Origin of the sequence: Streptomyces sp. NPDC006602 (assembly GCF_042870385.1) — a bacterium.
Lineage (GTDB): Bacteria > Actinomycetota > Actinomycetes > Streptomycetales > Streptomycetaceae > Streptomyces.
Genome location: NZ_JBIAHG010000067.1, coordinates 1 through 16,313 on the forward strand (window position 1 = coordinate 1; position 16,313 = coordinate 16,313).

The following is a 16,313-nucleotide window of genomic DNA, read 5'->3' on the forward strand; positions in this document are numbered from 1 at the left end:
CCCTGCGAAACCCCGGCCGTCGCACGGCGAGGGTGCGCATCGTCACCCCCCAGGGCCAGGACCGTCACATGCCAGTCAACACCCGTACGCCAGTTGCCGAATGAACACACCTGGCTGCACCACTCATCTCATCACCGGAGAATGCATCGGCCTGGACCGCTACGCGCCCGGCGCCCGGTACTGGATTCGTTCGGCTTTGCGCAGGGCATCCATGGTTTCATCGACGGTCAGGAGAACTGTCGTCTCGAACGAGCTGAGCGCGCCGCCTCCACTAATCGCCAGCGCAACCGCGGCCATGGACACGTTGTCGGGGGCCTCCCACAGGTTGTAGCCGTCGTGCGTGCCGAAGGCGTACCAGAAGCCGTGGAGCTTCCCGCCGACGGACTCGATGTACGCCTGAGCAGCCTTTGCGCGGTCCTCGGGATGGACGATCAGCCTCGCCCAAGTCTCCGGTGTGTAGCTGAACCTCGATAGATAGAGCGGCATCATGTCTCCTTTCGTTCCACCAAGGGATGCCCCGGCGGGGCGGGAAACGCGCCAGATGCGGCCCGCGTGTCCCCCGAACGGCTGGGGACAATGACCGGCACTGCCACAGCCAACGAGTGAGACGACCCACCCGGCAAGCAAAGATGCCGCTCAATGTCCGTACGTGGACGGGCGACTGCGGTACGGCCCACGACCGGGACGTGAACGCGGCGAAGAAACTTCTGGCCGCCGGGCCGGCGGCGTCTGTCTGTGGAGCTCTAAGACCTCAAATCCTGACCAGGGCGAGCACTCCGGCGATGACGATCCCGATCCCGATCGCCAGCGGCAGCAGCCACCATCCGGCCCGCACGTTTTCCTCGTATACCAGGACGCCGAGGAGGAAGCTCATGGCGGCGTCGCCGAGGGTGAGTGCGGGCTGCGAAGCGATCAGGGGGCCGCTCTGCAGAGCGTGTTCCAGCAGCAGCATGGCGCAGACACCGCTCGCGCCGAAGGCGTAGGTCTGCCAGGAGGTGAGGAACCCGCCGAGGCCGGCCTCACCGAGGATGTGTACGGCCGTCTTCATGAGGCCGGCCGTGAGGGCAAAGCAGATCGCGGTGGCCGTGCCGAGACAAGCAGCGCGGAACCTACCCGGGGATCGCCTCACCCCCGTGGCGGTCAGAGCGACGACGGCCCCTGCGGAGGCGGCCAGCACCGGAAGCCAGCGGTCGATGGACACGTGTGTGCGGTTGCCGGTGGGCGCGGCGGACAACAGCGCCAGCCCCAGTCCCGCGACGACGACGAACAGCTTCAGCACCAACGCGCCGGACGGCCGACGGCGTCGCAGGGCCGGAGCGAGCAGCAGGGCCAGAGGCAACTCCAGGACGAACAGCGGCTGCACCAGGGAGAGCGGTCCGGTCGCCAGGGCGACCGCCTGGCACAGACCCGCCACGATCACCGTCGACACCCCGGCCACCCATACAGGCCGTCGCAGGAGATCGAGGATGAGCCCCGGGCGAAATCCCTGGGACTGCGGCACGCTCTGCGCGGCACGGCGTTGCAGTACGGTGGCGAGCGCATTGCTGAGCGCGGCCAAAAGCGCGAACAAGGTCGGCAATACGATCCCCATCTCCACATTCTTCGCGGATCCGCTCTGCGCCTGCCACCGCTCTGCGCCTGCCACGCGACGCGGGTGCGCCGGGCCAGGGCCTGCCGCTTTTCGTGGTGACTCTCGCCGACATCCAGAAGCGCGGAGTGGTCGGCGCCGCCTGGCGCCGCTCCGCCGCCCAGCCGATACCTCTCACCGGGCAGGCCGGACGGGGCCGGGCTTCATCGAGCCACCCGCGTCTGCCGGTCCCGAGGCGGCCGGACCACCTGACGTGATGCAACGGACGCCTCGGGAGATCGAAGGCCAGCGACGCGCCCGCCAGCTCCGGACAGGAGACGTCGCCCAAGTTGTCGCCCAGACCATCGCAGAGGCGACACCCGAACCCGACCCCGAGGACAAGTCCGCCGGTTCCTCACGTCTGTTCAGCCAGCTGATCGAACCTGATCCGCAAAGTGCCTGGACACGTCGACCAGGACGACTCCGACCCGCACGCGCTCGACCAGGTCATCCAGGCGGCGAAGCAAGTTCCGCTGCAGCCCATGAGGTCGTCGCGCGCCGGGAGCGGAGGCCCGCTGGCCCGCTTTCACCACCAAGGCCCGCGCCGACGGCGACCGCTCGGGGTGCACCGAGGCATTCGACGTGACGCCTGTGGCCGGAGGAGTGGCTTCCGTCATAGCCCGGGCCGACCCTGCCCTGGTGGGGTGGCCGGATGCGTACCGTTCTCCCCGCCCTGCGCGGCTACCTGCCGCCGCTCCTGGTTCACCTCCTGATAGGTGTTCCCGCGGCCCTCGCCATCCTCTGCACGCGCTGGTACGTCGTCTACGGCCACTGCGAGTACGACGATCTGGGCCGCCGCGACCTGGACGGCTGCACCTACGACCAGATCGAGAACAACGGCTTCGCCCTGATCGCCCTGATCCTGATCGGCGCCCTCGTTCTCCTCCTGCTCCTCCTCTTCGACGTCCTCCGCCCCATGCGTGTCGGCCGCTCTCTCAAGCCACGCCTGCTGACTCTGCCGGCGGTCCTGATCCCGTACGCGTTGTACGTGACGAACGGGGGCTGGTGAGCAGTCGTCGTTATGCGGATGATGCGGTGGTGCATTGTGTGACCGAGCGTCAGGCCGGGCAGGTGTGGGCGGCGCTCGAAGCGAGGATGGAGGAAGTCGGGCTGCGGTTGCATCCCGACAAGACCAAGCTCGTTTACTGCAAGGACAGCAGACGGCGAGGCAGGTGAGCGGTCCGCGGGGCTCCTGATGCGGGAGACTGTGCACGTGCCCCTTTCCACGCCGCTTGCCACTGCCGAAGAGGTACATGCTCACCTTGTTGACGAGCTCAATCTCGCGCTCCGCCGGCCCGGGATGTTTGGGGGCGAGTTGGCTCTTCGTATCCTGCTTGATCACCTGCTGTTCGTTGAACGTCAGCCCGGGGCGTTCATTCAGCAGCGGCGAGACTGGGAAGACCGCGGGCTCTGGTCTGCTGTTGGTGTGACCGGGGCCTTCCGAGACTTGATCCCTGGGCAACACTACGAGTACGGCATGGCGTCGGTGTACGCGGAGTTCGCGCAGCAACGCGGCTGGCTCAAGCCGGACGGGGTTCTCGCGGAGGAGGCGTACGAAGCCCTCAAGGGTCGTGTCCGGCAGTGGGCCAGGGAGGACTGCACATGGGCGGACGTGATGGCGGAGTTCGGTGCTCCCTCCGTGCTGTTCGGAGGAAACAATCCTCTGTACGGAAAGACGCTCGGCTACCTCAGCAAGGATCCGAAGCAGCCGATGGTGGTCTTCCACCTGTGGAACGGCAGCGAGCCCGGGACCGAGTCGTGGCCGCCCGACCACGAGCAACCGCTTCTTCTCGCGGTGCGCTTCGGAGATGGCCTGTTCCACCGATCCTTCACCTTCACCCCGGAGGGGGAGCGAAGGAAACCAACGACCGCTGAGCCGTGCCTGCCACAGTAGTCAGTCCGGACTTAAGCAGCCGGCCACGAAGGCCGCCGCGAAGAAGACCACGAAGAAGGCGGCGGGGAAGAAGACGTCGGGACGCCGACCGCGCAGCGCCTGAAAGCGGCGTTCCGTCGTCCTCTGCACCAGGGGCCGATCACGTTTTCTCTCCGCGTATGCAACGCCGTGCTGGCGGCCGGCATCGCCGCCTCGGCCCTCCGGGGAGTGACCGCCTGCGGCAACGACGGCGAGAGCACCGGATCCGCCCCCAGGGCCTCCAGGAAGCATCCACCGCCTGAGGGTGCGTGGACTGGCCGCCGACTACGTGGGAGAGGCAAATGGGTTCCCGTCAGGAACCGGTGGGGCGCCCCACTGCGCCCCCGGAAGCAGGGCAGGCGTCCAATCCGGGCCGCGGTGGTCCAGCCACCACCGGCCGATGGTGCGGAACTTCTCCTCGAACTCGCGATCCCAGCAGAGGAACCCGGTGATCGGTGCCCGCAGGCGGGTACGACGGCCACCCGCTTCGTAGATCACAACGATTTGGTTCCCATGGAGGCGTTCGACACGGATGGCCTGGACGTTGGACCAATGGATGGTCCGGCGCCGGAGGCTGTGCACGACGGCCGTCGACTCCGTGAGAGTGACGCCGAAGTGCTGCCCGAGGATCAGCAGCACGAGCAGCATGGCGGTCCACGTACCCAACGACTCGGCTATCTCAGACCCGGCGATCTTCGAGGTCATCCACTCGAAGACCCTCGTGCCCACGACGAGGACAACGAGGGGCAGAACAGGCAGTACGCGTTGGAGACGTGTACACCGGTAACGGATGCGTTCCGGCGGCACAGCCTCGACCTGCAATTGCTCCACCAATACCCACCCTTCACACAATGCGGCCACCGCTGGCGCATGATCGCCAAGGCAGCATGGCGGACCGGGGGCGCGCTGTCCATCGCGGCGACCTGGCCGGCCACAAGGCACCCCGCCCGTGGAGGTTACGTGTCGGGCTTTTGGCGGAGATCCAGGAAGCAGCGCAGTCGCACGCCGGGCTCGCCGGCCTTGGGGGTCGTACGGTCCGCCGGTGCGATCGCGCACCGTGCGGCGAGCAGTTCGTGGACCGCGAACGCGGATGCGTCGGCGGCGGCGGCGACGTCCACCACGGCCAGTCCCGGTGCTGCCACATGTGCTTCGTTGATCGGCCTCGTGGAGGCATTACGCGCTGGCGCCGGCAGAAGTTCTCCGATCCTGGCGCCTTTCCCGGACCGAGTGCGCGGCGGGCTTGGGTGCGGCGGGCCGGCCTAGGAGCGCGTGCTGGTGAAGCGCACGGTCGGGCCCCACTTCTCCATGACCGGGGCCATGCACCACTGGCACAGGGGGCTGCCGCCGCTGCCGTACTTGTGGGTGGGGCGCTGGCATCCGGAGCAGGGGCCGACCAGGCTGCCGGGGCAGGTCAGGGCGGAGGGGTCCGGTTCGGCGATCGGGGGAACGGGGGTAGTGCTCATGGGGTGGTCCTGTTGTGGGTGACCGGTGGGGGTCACTGCGGCTGCAGCTTACGACCAGCTGGTACTGGCGTTCGGTCGACGCGCCCTGGCGGCCGATGCGCATCCTGGGCCGTCGGCCATCGGAGCTCTAAGTCGAGGATGTGGAGGTGGACGTCGGGCTGGCAGTGGGTGCAGGCGGGTAGTCCGGTGGTGAGCAGGTGGCGGGCTTCGTCGCGGTCGACGGGGCGCAGGCGGGTGCCTTTCATGTGGCAGCTACCGGCGTGGATCTGGACGGGCGGGCGTCCGGTTCCGATGCCGAGTTGGACGACCCAGTCCGGCGCCTGGGGACGGTTGCGCTTGCCGTGTTCCTCTTCGGCCTGCCGCTTCCGCACGGCTGCGATCTTGCGGTCGATGCGCTGCAGCCACATCGCATGCCACACCCGCAGAGTGTGCAGGCGCTCCAGGTCGGGCGGCAGAGCATCGAACATATTTTTGATTCTATGCTCATGATCCACGGTTGGCGCCCTCGCGTGTTCGATTTAGCGTTCGATAATATGGGGCGTGGGAGGTGGGTGCCGTGACGGCGGAGACATCAGCGGGTCGGAGCACGGTGATGCATGTGCGCTGCCCGGATAGGCTGCCGGAGGAGCGCTACCGGCAGGTTCTGGAGCTGCTGGCGGAACTGTCCCCGGTCGTGCAGGCCCTGCCGCCCACCGCGGCTCTGGTGGAGCTGAAGGGCGCGCTGCGCTATCACGGCACCGATGCCCGCCGCCTGGGAGAGGTGCTGCGGGTGCGCACCCTCTCCCGCCTCGGGGTCGACGTCCGCGTCGGCATCGGACCGTCCATCACCGTCGCGGCGACCGCCTCCGGCCGGATCGACGCGCCCGGCGGCGTCCTCGCCGTCGCCCCCGGCCAGGTCGCTGCCTGGCTGGGGCCGCTGCCGGTTGAGGCCCTGCACGGCATCGGCCCCCGTCAGGCGGCAGTACTGCGCGACTACGGCATCCACAGCGTCGGCCTGCTCGCCGCCGTTCCCGCTGAGACGGTGCAGCGCCTTCTCGGGGGCCGCGCCGGCCGCCAAGCTGCCGACCGTGCCCGCGGTGTCGACCCGCGGCCCGTCGTCCCCCGCATGCTACCCGCCGCCGCGACCGTGCGCCGTGCCTTCGACCGGCACGTCCTGGACGGCGCCGACGCTCGCGCCGCCCTGCTCGATCTCGTGGTCCGCCTCGGGATCCTGCTGCGCCGCCGCGGCCAGGTGGCCCGTGCGCTGACGCTGACACTGAGGTTCGCCGGCGGCACGTCGTGGGAGAAGACCCGCCGCCTTGCCGAGCCGTCCGCGCACGACGACGATCTGCGGGCTCTGGCCTACCAGTTGATGGATGCCGCAGGACTGCAGCGCGGCCGCCTGACCGGGCTGGCCCTCAGGGGTGACGACCTGGTCGGCGCCGATCAGGTCGCCCAGCAGATCAGCCTCGACGGCGCCCGCGAGGCCCGGCTGGTGGCAGAGGCGGCCATCGACCGTGTCCGTGACAAGTTCGGCCCCGGCGTCATCGGTCCGGCGACCGTCTTCCGGCACGCGTCGTGATCCGATCCGCTCCTTTCGTGTGGAGGTGAGGCCTGTGCTGCTTGCGCCGCCGGGGTTGCCGGGCGAGCCGGAGATCCTGCCGCACTGGCCCTGCGCGCAGGCCGTCGACCGCGCCCTCGCTGCTGAGGGAGTCCCGCCCGGGGCGGTGCGGGTGGGTCACTCTTCCCACCATTACGGTGTGCGGATGTTTCTGCGGCTGGTGTGGGATGTGAGCCGTACGGGCGGGCTCGGCGGCATCCGGCTGTACTGGGAGGAGGAGACGGGCTGGGCCTACGCCCTGACCGGTCCCAGTACGTCGGACATCCTCGAGAAGAAGCCGGCTGCCCCGCTGCACCGGATCTTCGCGACCCCGCAGGATGTGGCGGAGATGGCCGGCCGCATGGTCCGCGGCCGGCACCGGCCGAGCGGCGAGTACCGCGGGGAGTGGGAGCAGGCGCCAATGGCACGGGAGGCGATCGAGGTCTACCGGCGTCCTGTCTACGGTTAGCCGCCTTCTGGCGGTTTCCGCAGGCGCGGCCGCGTCAGGGACCCACTCGCTCGGCGCGGTGATGGAGGGCGTGTACGTCTGCGACGGGGTTAATGTGGTTGCGAACGTCCGTTTCGGGCTTCTCGTTTCCTCTGCCGAGGGCAAGGGCCTCTCGGGGCGGTGGGTTGGTGGTGGGGGCGGCTGCGGGAGGTCCCGGCCAGACAGGTTGACCGCATGGCTTCGCTCGAGGACTCGTCCCGCATGCTCCACGCCTTGCTGCGGGCCAGTCACCTGTCCGCGTTTGAGGAGCTGCCGGCCCTGGTGACCCACCATGCCGACGAGGCCGGGCTGCACCGGGCACGTATCTACGTGGCCGACATCCAGGAACTGGTGCTGCGGGAGGCCACCGGGCAGGGCCTGGACGCCGGAGCGGGCGGGCGGGAGCTGCGGATCGACGCCACGCTGGCGGGCCGGGTCTTTCGGGATGGGCAGTCGTACTCCGCGCCGGTCGACGGCCGGATGCAGCACTGGTTGCCGGTGCTGGACGGCACCGAACGCCTCGGTGTCCTGTGTATCGAAACTGACGGTGAACCGGACAAGCCCACGCGGGCAGCGATGGACGGCCTGGCTTCGCTGGTGGGCCTGCTGCTGGTCTCCAAGCGTCACCACAGCGACTCCTACGCCCGCCTCACCCGTGTCAGTCCGATGACGGTGTCCGCGGAGATGCAGTGGACGCTGATGCCACCCCGGACGTTCGCGAACAAGCGGGTGACCATCGCCGCGACGATGGAGCCCGCGTACGCCACCGCCGGTGACGCCTTCGACTACGCCCTGGCCGGCGACACCGCTCACCTTGCGGTCTTCGACGCCATGGGCCACGACACCTCAGCCGGGCTGACCGCGAACCTCGCCATGGCCACCTGCCGCAACCAGCGACGCCAAGGCAACAGCCTCACCGAAGCCCGCGACGCCATCGAAGCCACCCTGCTCGAACAGTTCGCCCGATCCCGCTACGCCACCGCAGTCCTGGCCGACCTCGACCTCAACACCGGTGTACTGACCTGGATCAACTGCGGCCACCACCCACCCGTCCTGATCCGCGGCCGACGTTGGACCACCCACCTGACCTGCACCCCTACCCACCCGGTCGGCACCGACCTCGGCCTTCCCGCGACCCTGTGCCGCGAGCAGTTGGAGCCCGGCGACCAGCTGCTGCTCTACACCGACGGCATCATCGAAGCCCGTGACGCCAAAGGACGCGAGTTCGGCCGCGACCGCTTCGTCGACTTCGTCATCCGCCACCAGGCCGACGGCCTGCCGACCCCCGAAACCCTGCGCCGCCTGGTGCGGGCCGTGCTCGAGCATCACGACGGGCACCTCAACGACGACGCCACCGTCCTGCTGTGCGAATGGCACGGCGCCTCGGAAACGGCTGCACCCGTCGAGGACCATGGCACGTCCGACTCGATGTCGCCGATGATCTGACTGAGCTGCGTGCGAGATCAACGCCTCCCCCATGAGCGTGGTCACGCTGGTCTATGCGGCCTCCCGGGCCTTCGCCAGCTTCTCCACTTGTCGGAGGACGGGGTTTTCTCCCCAGCCAGGTACACGCGAACGTGGCCAGCTGCGCGGTCGCCACGGGGCCGGGGCCGCCCGATAGCCGGCCCGCCTCGAGCCAGCGTGGACGTCGCGGGCCGGGATGCGGGCCGAGTACCTCGCCGACCGGCTGGCCGCCCGTACCGCTTCCACGGAGGCGGCGGTGGGCCTCATGGACCGGTTGCTCATCACCGGATCGCTTCGAGGTCCGCCCGGGAGGCCGCGGCCCGGGCCGACGAGCTGTGGGGGCTGCTCACCGCGTACGCGGTGTCCGTCCCGGAGCAGGAGTACGAACGTCAGCGTCGCGCTGGTGCCCGGCGCGGGCACCAGGTCGACGCCACCCGCCCCGCCGACCCATCTGCGGCGCGCCTGTCTGCTCGTCGGGGAGCCCATGGCGGCCGCGGTGGTGCCGCAGGCCCGCCGGACCGAGCGGATCGCCACGGAACTTGCCGCGGCTCGCACCGAGGTGGCCCGGCGCCTGCTGCGCGACGGCCTCGGGGACTGAGCCCTCGCGGGCCTCGCCCCTGCCGCGTCTGGGGCCTCTTCCTGCCGGCCTGCGCACCTCACCTCAACCCCGTCGCGGGTGCGTGAGGAGGTGATCGTGCAGCATGCGATGCGGTGGCCGGACGAGATCCGCGATCCCTCTGAGCTGCTGCCGCCGCCCGTGGAGCTGACGGAGGACGAGATCGAGGGCGCGCTCGCCCTGCTGGAGAGCATGAGCCGCGAGAATTCCGACGGGCCGGAGTTCCAGGAACGCCCACACCGGCGCCATGGCGAAGATCATCGAAGCGAAGCGGGAGGACCGTGAGCTGCCCGAGGCGCCGGAGTCCGGGGAGCCGGGCAAGGTTTTGGACCTCATGGCCGCCCTGACGGAGTCCGTGCAGCAGGCCAAGGCCTCCCGCGGTGAGGACACGGAAGCCGAGGTGCACGACCTGCCTGCGAAGAAGACCACGTCCAAGAAGACGGCCGCGCAGAAGTTGCACCAGGAGCCGATCGATGCGCGAAATGCCAGGCCGTGCTGCCAGTCGGCATCGCCGCCTCGGTCGGCGCCCCCGCGTCTGACCGCCCTGCGGTGCGGTCCCTTGCGGGCCGGATGATCCTGGGAACATGTCCGGATCGATTCGAGTGGTGGTGCATGCGCCGTCACCGACGGGTGGCCGACGGGTGCGTGTGGACGGTGAGATCCTCGGTCTGGCGTACGGACTGGGCGACGTCGCGGAGTTGCTCCGCCGGGCCGGGCTGGAGATCGATCCGGCGGAGGTGGCGCAGGTGTCGTGGATCGACTGGCGCGGGGGCGGACCGAAGCACTGGGGCCAACCGGGTGGACCGCCGCCCCGCGGTTAGGCGGTGGCAGGCGGATCCTGCTTGCGGGTTGCCTTGATCGCGGTGACCACCGCCCAGGGGGCAAGGATCGACATCAGGGAGGCGATGGCCGCGCCGCCCCCGGTCTGTGCCGCGTATTAGAGGTTCTTCGGTGGTGGCTGGGCGGTGCCCGCCCCGGAGCGGGCACCGCCCAGCCGAGTCGTCACCGCAGGTCGTGTATCACTCGCTGGCGGTGGGTGTGGTGGCTACGGTGTGGGTGCGCGGCCGGCCGGCCGCCACTGGCACCCGCACCGTCCCCGCCCCCGGCCTGGGCCGCGGGGCGGGGTCTGCCCGCACCATGCAGGGGGACCTTGTGTCCGTTTCCGTGAATGTCACACCTTCAACTTCTACCGTCTGGCCGGCCGCGCGACCGGCCGCATGCACACCGGCGAAGGCCGCGACACCGCCACCGACCTCTCCCAGGCCTGCCGCAACTACGTGTGGGACAACGACCCCGACACCCTGCACAAGCACCGGGACTGTCTCGTCGACGAGGCTTCCTGGGGCGGCGACCGCGGCGAGCGCCGCCGGCACTGACCCTCAAGCCCGCGGGCCGGCAAATGCTGAGAATGGGGCCCGTTCGCTTCCGTAACGCGGCGCGCCCTGCCTTTCACGGCCGGGCGCGCCGTCCTGCGTACGCGGGTCTGCGATGCCAGCGGAGGAAGTGGGACAGCTGCGGCGGCCACCGTTCTCCAGGCCTGGGCCCCTGCGGTGATGGTGTGAAGGGAAAACGTTCACCGCCGCGCTCACGACCATCACCATGTCGGCTCTACCCGCCTTCACGCATGATGACGACCTCCGGGCTCCTCCCGGTCGGGCTCCAGCCAGTAAGCCCCGAGCAGGGCCGCGTACGGCACAGTGTCATCACCGCGCGGTGGCGCCGCGGGACGACGCCGTAAATGCGCGTACAGTCGCGCCTTCACCCCCGGTTCGCCGGGCACCCGCCGCACCACCGCGATGCCGGAGGTCGCCCACAGCCGGTCCAGCTCGGTCATCGCGGCGCGCGCGGTTGCTTCGTCGGCGGCGGTGATGTCCAGGATGACCAGGCCGGGTTGCGCCATGCGCTGTTCGTCTATGCGTTCCATGCCGAGCCCGACGACCGACCCACCGGCCACGGTTCGCCGGCGGTCGCTAATCCACCCGGGAGAGCGAAGTTCAGCCGGTGGGACAGTTCCCCGCCATTCCCAACATGCTCCCAGGGCTGGTGGCTGTCTTCCGTGAGCACTGGGAGATTCTGGTGCGGGCCTCCCAGCATGCGTGGACGTGCTTTAAAACTACTTCCGACTGCGCCGGATGGACCGTGTCATTGGCTACAACGTCGTCATTCCGCCCCGGCATGACGGCTCGAAGCGGCCCCGTGCCGGCATCCCGGTCTCTGCCGGAGCCTGCGAAGGCCGCCGCTGCTCAAATGGGGCCGACTCAAGTCGCCCAGGCGGCGCACGTAGGAACAGCCCGGCCCCGGCGGGTATTCGCGGGGTTGGCGTAGGGGTGACCGGCTAAGGCGCGCCGGAGTTCAGCGTCAGGCCGCCACGGCCGCCGTGCGGGTGGCGGTGTTCAGCGCCGGGCTGACACGGCTGCCGCGGCCGCGGCCAGGATGCGGTGCAGGACGGGGACCGGGATCGCCGGGTTGGTGACCGCCGCGCATGCCGTATCGCGGTCGTGCAGCAGCCCGGCCAGGACGCGGGCCGGCAGCCGCGGATTGCGCATCGCGGTCCCGCGGACGTGGGCAGCCGGGTCGTCCAGCAGCCGCACGGCATCGGCCGGTGAAAGCCGGGGGTCCTCGGCCGCGTGGCGGCGCACCTCGGCTTCGGGGTCCCGGGCCAGGCGCGCGACGTCGGCCGCCGTCGACTCCGGATCGTCCAGGGCCAGGCGGCGCATCCGCCCGCTGGGGTCGTCGGCGTAGCGCAGCAGGCCCGCACGGGGGAAGTGAGGGTGGCTTCGGGGGCGGTCGGGGTGACTGAAGCTGCCGTCCCACCAGCGCCAGACCTCCAGCAGCATGTCGGTCGGCGCGTCGTCGCACGATTCGGCGAGGAACAGGCGGACCGCCCGGTCTTCGTCACGCGCCAGACGCTCCACGACGTCTGATGGAAGATGCCGGGCACGGGCCACACTGCGGCGGATGAGCGGATGGGACGACGTTGCGAGTCGGCGCATCGCGTCGGCGTCACCGTGCAGGCCCTCGACCCAGGGCAGGGTGTGCGACATCGACGTCGGGTCGAAGTCGTAGCGCACCGCGGCACGCTGCTCCTCGGTGAGGTCGGACCGCAGCGCCACCGCGGAGCGGATGTCGTCGTGCGGGTCCTCCGCCAGGACGGCGACGCCGTGCGCGCCCAGGCCCGGGTTGGCGGCCAGCGCCCGGCGTACCTCCGTGTCCCCGTACCGGATTAGCTCCGCCTCCAACTCGGGCTCGAGGCGGCACCCTTCGAGCGCCCGCAGCGGCGCGGGAAGCGCGGCGAAGACCTCGCGGGGCATGGGGACGCCGGTGTGGTGGGCGAGCAGCGCCGCCGTGCGCACCGCGTCGTCGATGTCGGCCAGCAGCCGCGCCCGCAGCGGCGCGGCGAGGTCTTCCCACCGGCCGCAGGCCGCCGTCCGCACCCGGGGATCGGCGTCGGCCGCGAGGCCGGGGAGGCGGTGTGCGGGGAGCCCCGGGAGTTCGGCGGCCAGGGCCCGGGACGGGCCGGCGAGGAGGTCGTCATACAGGTCCTCGGGGAGTTCGGCGCCCCAGATGCGGGCATGCTCCGCCCAGAGCACGCGCCGCCCCGGCGACGGTTCGGCACGGACCAGGCGTACCCACTGATCGGACGTGAGCTTCGGCCGGAAGGTGTCGGCGGGTGTCGATCGCACCCGCGGATCGGGGTGCGCCACGGCGGCGTCGAGGACGGCGGGCCGGTCACAGCCGTGCAGGAAGCCCTCCGCCACATCCAGCAGCCGGATCAGCAGCTCGTCCGGCGCGGCCGGATTGGACCCGATCCCCTCCGCCCAGTGCAGAGGCCACGCACGTCGGCCGGGCACCGCCGCCCACACCTCGGCGCGCTCGACCTCCGTCTCGCGCCCGGCGGCCGCGGCGGCCTCCTCCAGCCGCTCCGGCAGTCGGTCGACGGCCGTCACCCGAGGCCCGTCCGCGCCGGGCACCTCTGCCAGCAGCACCTGCCCGTCGAGGGAGAGCGCCATGAACCCGGGGTCGCCGGTCAGCCCCGGCACACCGCCGTCGGCGTAGCAGACCCGGGTCCACCAGGAGTCGTTGCCGCCGATCCGATGTCCGAGGACGGCCACCAAGAACTCGCCGTCGACATCAAAAAGGCGGCGCCACCACGCGGCATCGAGCGCTTCCCGGGCGGTACCGTCCGGCGCCGCGATCCCCCGCGCGATTCGCCAGCCGGCCTCCGGCGGGAACAGGCTGCCCGGGCGCACGTCCTCGACGGCCGTGAGCCCGGCGCGTACGAGCAGTTCGTGGAGTTCCTCTCGGTGCTGCACGCGGTCATGATCCCCGCCGACTCGCGGCGGGACAAGGCCCTCAACCCAGGCGCAACCGACCCTCACCCGAGTAACACGTCTTTGGCTGCGACGTCGTTCGGCGGCCCCACGAGCACCACCGAGCCTTCGCAGGCTGTGGCAGAGAGCGGGATGCCGGCACGGGGCCGCTTCGAGCCGTCATGGATCTTCACGAAACGGGGCCGCTTCGAGTCGTCATGCCGGGGCCGAATGACTACGTCGTAGCCACGCGTCATGAATGGGGCACCGTCATCGCCCTCGAGGGCCACCACGGACTCTGCCCGGCATGCCAGCGGACCGCGAAGGACATGGCCGCCGTGGAGTCGGCCGTCTGAGAGCCGTCCGGTGAGGACACCGTGCACTGCGCCTATACCGCCACCGTCACCCGCGCCGAAGCCGACGCGTCCCCGCGCGGACTGTGGCACGTCGCCGTCCTGGCCACCGCCAAGGACGGCGACACTACGCTGGACACCAAGGCGGCCGACTTCACCGTTGAGTGATCCAGACGCGCAATTGATCGCGGCACGTGCGCAGGGCCGCGTGCGCTCTCATCTGCGGCGGCAGAGGAAAGCAGGTCGTGATGCCGACGGGACGAGCCGTTGCGGATGTCGGTAATGGTGAGGAGTCCGACGTCAGCCAGCCGGACGACAGCCTGGGTACCTACGGTTTCACCTGGCTGACCGGGCCCGACTACCACGGCCTCCCGCACGCTGTCCGGTGACCGGAAACGGGTGGTTGGGATCCGATGGGGCTCCACCACCCTGGCCCCGCCGCGGATGGCCGGTCAACGACGTACGTACGCATCTTTGTGCGCGGAATGCGTTCCGTTCGCTGAGGTCAGCGCCGGTTCCCGGGCCTTACTCTCCCCGTGGACCTCCGGGGCCGGGCGGGCCTGTCGGCGCCGCTCAGCCCGGCCGCCGCTGCCGGATGCGCTCGGCCACTTCACCGTTCTCGGTCTCCCACCACGGGCGGACGAGGTCCGCGCCGCGTCCACCGCCGCCGGCCACCACACCCTGCCCCTGCGCGGCCCGCGTCGCCGGCACCGCGGGGATCTGCTCCGCGTCCAGGCGGCGGTCCAGGGCCTTCGTCTGGACGCGTTCGGTGTGCGCCCACTGCACGAGGACGGCCAGCAGGAAGGCCAACGCCACCAGTTCCGCGATGCTGATCATGGCGCCACCGCCGAGCTGCTGGTCGTGCCGCGTGTCCGGAGCCCAGGAAGGCGCATGGTGCAGGTACCAGGCCCCGGCGATCAGCGTGCCGTGGGTCATCACCACGATGCCCGGCACGGCGTCGATGACCCCGTCGAGGAACACCAGCGCCGCGCGGACCGGATGCGTGCACCACCTCGGCAGTGCCTCCTCGCGGGTGAGTACCGGCACCACGAACAGACATCCGACGAGCAGCAGGTGCAGGTACATCAGCTCGTGGAGCCAGCTGTCACGCAGCGCGGTCGCGAAGTAGGGGGTGAAGTACACCGTCAGTTCGGTCGCGAGCACCAGGGCCGTGCTGACCAGCGGAAAGGTGAGCAGCCGCACCGTTCGCCCGGCCATCGCCCGCCGCACGCGGCCGACGGCCGGCCCGGGCAGGGCGCTCAGAGCCAGGCGCAGCGGATCGCCCAGGGCCAGCCCGAGCGGAGCGATCAGGTCGAGCAGGACGTTCTGGACGGCGGCCGGCCAGAACAGCACCCGGTCGTACACGGCCAGCGCGGACATCGTGGCCACGACGAGCGTGCCGAGCCCGAGCAGCGCGAAGGCCACGACGCGGGGCACGGGCCAGTGCTCGCCCCACCGCCTCACCCGCAGCACCCCCCAGCCGTACAGCACGCCGAGCAGGGCGACCAGCAGCAGCGCCGGCACATCCAGGTGCCACGATGACAGCAACCGTCCCGTGGTCAGCTCGGGCGGACTGCCCATCGCGACCTCCCTTCCTCGCCGAGACCTACTGCCATGTACTCCCGGGCAGGTCCCGCACGCACCTGACGCGCCGCCGTCATACCGGGTTCATACCGAACCCATGTGTCCGGCTCCGCCGAGCGGACGCGAGCGGACACCTCGCACCGCCCGGCCGGAACCGGCGACGCCCAGGTCATGCGCGGTGGTGGCCATGAGCGCTTCCGCTTCCGCGTTCGCGGGGCAGCGGGTTCAGGCGTCGACGACCGGCGTGGCGGCCGACGCGGCCTGGTTGAAGCGCGGCAGGGCGAAGGCGCCGACCGCGAGCAGGGCGACGATGCCCATCTGCACGTACTCGATTCCGGCGAATGCGTGGGAGACGTTGTGCGGCGCGAGGGCCAGGTAGAGCGTGCCGAGGGTGGCCACGCCGAGAGCGAGTCCGCTCTGCTGCAGGGTGATCAGTACGCCGCTGCCACTGCGCGGGCCTTGCGCTCACCTTCGAGGATGTGGTGGAAGTCGCCAGCACCTGGGGGATGACCAGGGCGGCGGTGGCGCCCTGAACGATGCGGGCTCCGATGAGCGCGCCAGGCCGCGAGTTCCTCACCTCGGGAGAGCCAGGATCACCCCCGGAGCAGGCGGGGCTGCCGGTCGGGAGCCGGCGTCGCGTGCCCGGGCTGCGCAGGAGCGAGGTCGCCGCGCCGGCCGACGTCAGCATCGACTACTACGGCAAGCTGGAACGCGGAGACCTCGCCGGAGTCTCGCCCGCCGTGCTCGCCGTCACCGCCGGGCCCGCGTTCGTCACCAACGGTCGCCTGGACCTGCTCACGGCCAACCAGCTCGCCCATGCCTTCTTCATCTGGGTCCTCCGTGGATACTCCGGCGTTTACGCCGGAGAGGAAACGGACTCCTGCGGAGCAGGGCAGGGAGCGGTGTTTCGCCGTCAAG

Annotated in this window: 21 protein-coding genes and 3 pseudogenes; 14 read left to right on the forward strand and 10 right to left on the reverse strand. The window is 70.5% G+C overall.

All coding sequences use genetic code 11. The annotated features are described in order from the left end of the window. Nucleotides 1–159 precede the first annotated feature (159 nt). The gene (locus ACFYO2_RS48275; RefSeq protein WP_326673268.1) at nucleotides 160–486 is read right to left on the reverse strand and encodes a GYD domain-containing protein; all 327 of its coding nucleotides are present in this window, start codon (nucleotides 484–486) and stop codon (nucleotides 160–162) included. 128 nt (nucleotides 487–614) lie between these two features. Between ACFYO2_RS48275 and ACFYO2_RS48280 the strand changes: the two are divergent. Further along, nucleotides 615–755, forward strand: a pseudogene (locus ACFYO2_RS48280) (RNA-guided endonuclease TnpB family protein); the annotation flags it as partial. On the opposite strand, the gene ACFYO2_RS48285 reads toward ACFYO2_RS48280, so the two are convergent. Continuing rightward, on the reverse strand, nucleotides 752–1,591 hold the full coding sequence (locus ACFYO2_RS48285) for a DMT family transporter (RefSeq protein WP_388363555.1): 840 nt from the start codon (nucleotides 1,589–1,591) through the stop codon (nucleotides 752–754). The pseudogene ACFYO2_RS48280 and the gene ACFYO2_RS48285 sit on opposite strands and share 4 nt — an antisense overlap. A gap of 688 nt (nucleotides 1,592–2,279) precedes the next feature. Here ACFYO2_RS48285 and ACFYO2_RS48290 point away from each other — a divergent pair. Then, the gene (locus tag ACFYO2_RS48290) at nucleotides 2,280–2,636 is read left to right on the forward strand and encodes a hypothetical protein (RefSeq protein ID WP_388363558.1); all 357 of its coding nucleotides are present in this window, start codon (nucleotides 2,280–2,282) and stop codon (nucleotides 2,634–2,636) included. 204 nt (nucleotides 2,637–2,840) lie between these two features. Next, nucleotides 2,841–3,521: a hypothetical protein gene (locus ACFYO2_RS48295; RefSeq protein WP_388363560.1), complete on the forward strand. Its 681-nt coding sequence runs from the start codon at nucleotides 2,841–2,843 to the stop codon at nucleotides 3,519–3,521. Nucleotides 3,522–3,824: 303 nt separating this feature from the next. Here ACFYO2_RS48295 and ACFYO2_RS48300 read toward each other — a convergent pair whose 3' ends face one another. The 4 genes from ACFYO2_RS48300 to ACFYO2_RS48315 form a co-directional block, all read right to left on the reverse strand. Then, nucleotides 3,825–4,244, reverse strand: a complete 420-nt coding sequence (locus tag ACFYO2_RS48300; RefSeq protein WP_388363563.1) for a hypothetical protein — start codon at nucleotides 4,242–4,244, stop codon at nucleotides 3,825–3,827. A gap of 251 nt (nucleotides 4,245–4,495) precedes the next feature. After that, nucleotides 4,496–4,744 (reverse strand): DUF6207 family protein, encoded by a 249-nt coding sequence (locus tag ACFYO2_RS48305; RefSeq protein WP_388363603.1) that lies wholly within the window; start codon nucleotides 4,742–4,744, stop codon nucleotides 4,496–4,498. A 54-nt stretch (nucleotides 4,745–4,798) separates the two neighbouring features. Next, complete coding sequence (locus ACFYO2_RS48310) at nucleotides 4,799–5,002, reverse strand: hypothetical protein (RefSeq protein WP_388363566.1); 204 nt, start codon at nucleotides 5,000–5,002, stop codon at nucleotides 4,799–4,801. 32 nt (nucleotides 5,003–5,034) lie between these two features. Further along, nucleotides 5,035–5,496, reverse strand: a complete 462-nt coding sequence (locus tag ACFYO2_RS48315) for a DUF6233 domain-containing protein (RefSeq protein ID WP_388363569.1) — start codon at nucleotides 5,494–5,496, stop codon at nucleotides 5,035–5,037. A 98-nt stretch (nucleotides 5,497–5,594) separates the two neighbouring features. Between ACFYO2_RS48315 and ACFYO2_RS48320 the strand changes: the two genes are divergently transcribed. From ACFYO2_RS48320 to ACFYO2_RS48355, 8 genes are all read left to right on the forward strand, one after another. Next, nucleotides 5,595–6,563 (forward strand): hypothetical protein, encoded by a 969-nt coding sequence (locus ACFYO2_RS48320; protein ID WP_388363606.1) that lies wholly within the window; start codon nucleotides 5,595–5,597, stop codon nucleotides 6,561–6,563. 34 nt (nucleotides 6,564–6,597) lie between these two features. After that, nucleotides 6,598–7,050, forward strand: a complete 453-nt coding sequence (locus ACFYO2_RS48325) for a hypothetical protein (RefSeq protein WP_388363572.1) — start codon at nucleotides 6,598–6,600, stop codon at nucleotides 7,048–7,050. Nucleotides 7,051–7,263: 213 nt separating this feature from the next. Further along, a complete protein-coding gene (locus ACFYO2_RS48330) occupies nucleotides 7,264–8,514 on the forward strand; it encodes a PP2C family protein-serine/threonine phosphatase (protein ID WP_388363575.1) in 1,251 nt (416 codons plus the stop codon). A gap of 421 nt (nucleotides 8,515–8,935) precedes the next feature. Then, nucleotides 8,936–9,130, forward strand: coding sequence for a hypothetical protein (locus tag ACFYO2_RS48335; protein WP_388363577.1), 195 nt, complete (start codon nucleotides 8,936–8,938; stop codon nucleotides 9,128–9,130). A 78-nt stretch (nucleotides 9,131–9,208) separates the two neighbouring features. Then, complete coding sequence (locus tag ACFYO2_RS48340; RefSeq protein ID WP_388363580.1) at nucleotides 9,209–9,433, forward strand: hypothetical protein; 225 nt, start codon at nucleotides 9,209–9,211, stop codon at nucleotides 9,431–9,433. Next, the gene (locus ACFYO2_RS48345; protein WP_388363583.1) at nucleotides 9,396–9,722 is read left to right on the forward strand and encodes a hypothetical protein; all 327 of its coding nucleotides are present in this window, start codon (nucleotides 9,396–9,398) and stop codon (nucleotides 9,720–9,722) included. Before ACFYO2_RS48340 ends, ACFYO2_RS48345 begins: the two co-directional genes overlap by 38 nt. Before the next feature lie 10 nt (nucleotides 9,723–9,732). Next, nucleotides 9,733–9,969, forward strand: coding sequence for a hypothetical protein (locus ACFYO2_RS48350; RefSeq protein WP_388363585.1), 237 nt, complete (start codon nucleotides 9,733–9,735; stop codon nucleotides 9,967–9,969). Between the two features lie 396 nt (nucleotides 9,970–10,365). Next, the gene (locus ACFYO2_RS48355; protein WP_388363587.1) at nucleotides 10,366–10,524 is read left to right on the forward strand and encodes a hypothetical protein; all 159 of its coding nucleotides are present in this window, start codon (nucleotides 10,366–10,368) and stop codon (nucleotides 10,522–10,524) included. Between the two features lie 242 nt (nucleotides 10,525–10,766). Here ACFYO2_RS48355 and ACFYO2_RS48360 read toward each other — a convergent pair whose 3' ends face one another. Together ACFYO2_RS48360 and ACFYO2_RS48365 are read right to left on the reverse strand one after the other, a co-directional pair. Beyond that, nucleotides 10,767–11,072 carry a DUF6207 family protein gene (locus ACFYO2_RS48360; RefSeq protein ID WP_388363590.1) on the reverse strand — a complete coding sequence of 102 codons (306 nt, stop codon included), beginning with the start codon at nucleotides 11,070–11,072 and terminating at the stop codon, nucleotides 10,767–10,769. 469 nt (nucleotides 11,073–11,541) lie between these two features. Further along, nucleotides 11,542–13,461: a hypothetical protein gene (locus ACFYO2_RS48365; protein ID WP_388363593.1), complete on the reverse strand. Its 1,920-nt coding sequence runs from the start codon at nucleotides 13,459–13,461 to the stop codon at nucleotides 11,542–11,544. Between the two features lie 215 nt (nucleotides 13,462–13,676). On the opposite strand from ACFYO2_RS48365, the gene ACFYO2_RS48370 reads away from it, so the two are divergent. Next, nucleotides 13,677–13,814, forward strand: a complete 138-nt coding sequence (locus ACFYO2_RS48370) for a hypothetical protein (RefSeq protein ID WP_388363595.1) — start codon at nucleotides 13,677–13,679, stop codon at nucleotides 13,812–13,814. Nucleotides 13,815–13,829: 15 nt separating this feature from the next. After that, nucleotides 13,830–13,979: pseudogene (locus ACFYO2_RS48375) on the forward strand (DUF5707 domain-containing protein); the annotation flags it as partial. Between the two features lie 405 nt (nucleotides 13,980–14,384). On the opposite strand, the gene ACFYO2_RS48380 reads toward ACFYO2_RS48375, so the two are convergent. Then, a complete protein-coding gene (locus tag ACFYO2_RS48380) occupies nucleotides 14,385–15,392 on the reverse strand; it encodes a cytochrome c oxidase assembly protein (RefSeq protein ID WP_388363597.1) in 1,008 nt (335 codons plus the stop codon). Nucleotides 15,393–15,620: 228 nt separating this feature from the next. After that, entirely contained in the window at nucleotides 15,621–15,794 is a 174-nt protein-coding gene (locus tag ACFYO2_RS48385) for a hypothetical protein (protein WP_388363600.1), read from the reverse strand. A 149-nt stretch (nucleotides 15,795–15,943) separates the two neighbouring features. Between ACFYO2_RS48385 and ACFYO2_RS48390 the strand changes: the two are divergent. Next, nucleotides 15,944–16,313: pseudogene (locus tag ACFYO2_RS48390) on the forward strand (hypothetical protein); the annotation flags it as partial.

Bases quoted from the DNA above. Each gene is read 5' to 3' on its own strand.
- ACFYO2_RS48320 (WP_388363606.1), top strand. From the start codon at position 5,595: ATGCATGTGCGCTGCCCGGATAGGCTGCCGGAGGAGCGCTACCGGCAG.
- ACFYO2_RS48330 (WP_388363575.1), top strand. From the start codon at position 7,264: ATGGCTTCGCTCGAGGACTCGTCCCGCATGCTCCACGCCTTGCTGCGG.
- ACFYO2_RS48350 (WP_388363585.1), top strand. From the start codon at position 9,733: ATGTCCGGATCGATTCGAGTGGTGGTGCATGCGCCGTCACCGACGGGT.
- ACFYO2_RS48360 (WP_388363590.1), bottom strand. From the start codon at position 11,072: ATGGAACGCATAGACGAACAGCGCATGGCGCAACCCGGCCTGGTCATC.
- ACFYO2_RS48290 (WP_388363558.1), top strand. From the start codon at position 2,280: ATGCGTACCGTTCTCCCCGCCCTGCGCGGCTACCTGCCGCCGCTCCTG.
- ACFYO2_RS48275 (WP_326673268.1), bottom strand. From the start codon at position 486: ATGCCGCTCTATCTATCGAGGTTCAGCTACACACCGGAGACTTGGGCG.
- ACFYO2_RS48370 (WP_388363595.1), top strand. From the start codon at position 13,677: ATGCCGGGGCCGAATGACTACGTCGTAGCCACGCGTCATGAATGGGGC.
- ACFYO2_RS48355 (WP_388363587.1), top strand. From the start codon at position 10,366: ATGCACACCGGCGAAGGCCGCGACACCGCCACCGACCTCTCCCAGGCC.
- ACFYO2_RS48285 (WP_388363555.1), bottom strand. From the start codon at position 1,591: ATGGGGATCGTATTGCCGACCTTGTTCGCGCTTTTGGCCGCGCTCAGC.
- ACFYO2_RS48345 (WP_388363583.1), top strand. From the start codon at position 9,396: ATGGCGAAGATCATCGAAGCGAAGCGGGAGGACCGTGAGCTGCCCGAG.
- ACFYO2_RS48310 (WP_388363566.1), bottom strand. From the start codon at position 5,002: ATGAGCACTACCCCCGTTCCCCCGATCGCCGAACCGGACCCCTCCGCC.
- ACFYO2_RS48300 (WP_388363563.1), bottom strand. From the start codon at position 4,244: ATGACCTCGAAGATCGCCGGGTCTGAGATAGCCGAGTCGTTGGGTACG.
- ACFYO2_RS48380 (WP_388363597.1), bottom strand. From the start codon at position 15,392: ATGGGCAGTCCGCCCGAGCTGACCACGGGACGGTTGCTGTCATCGTGG.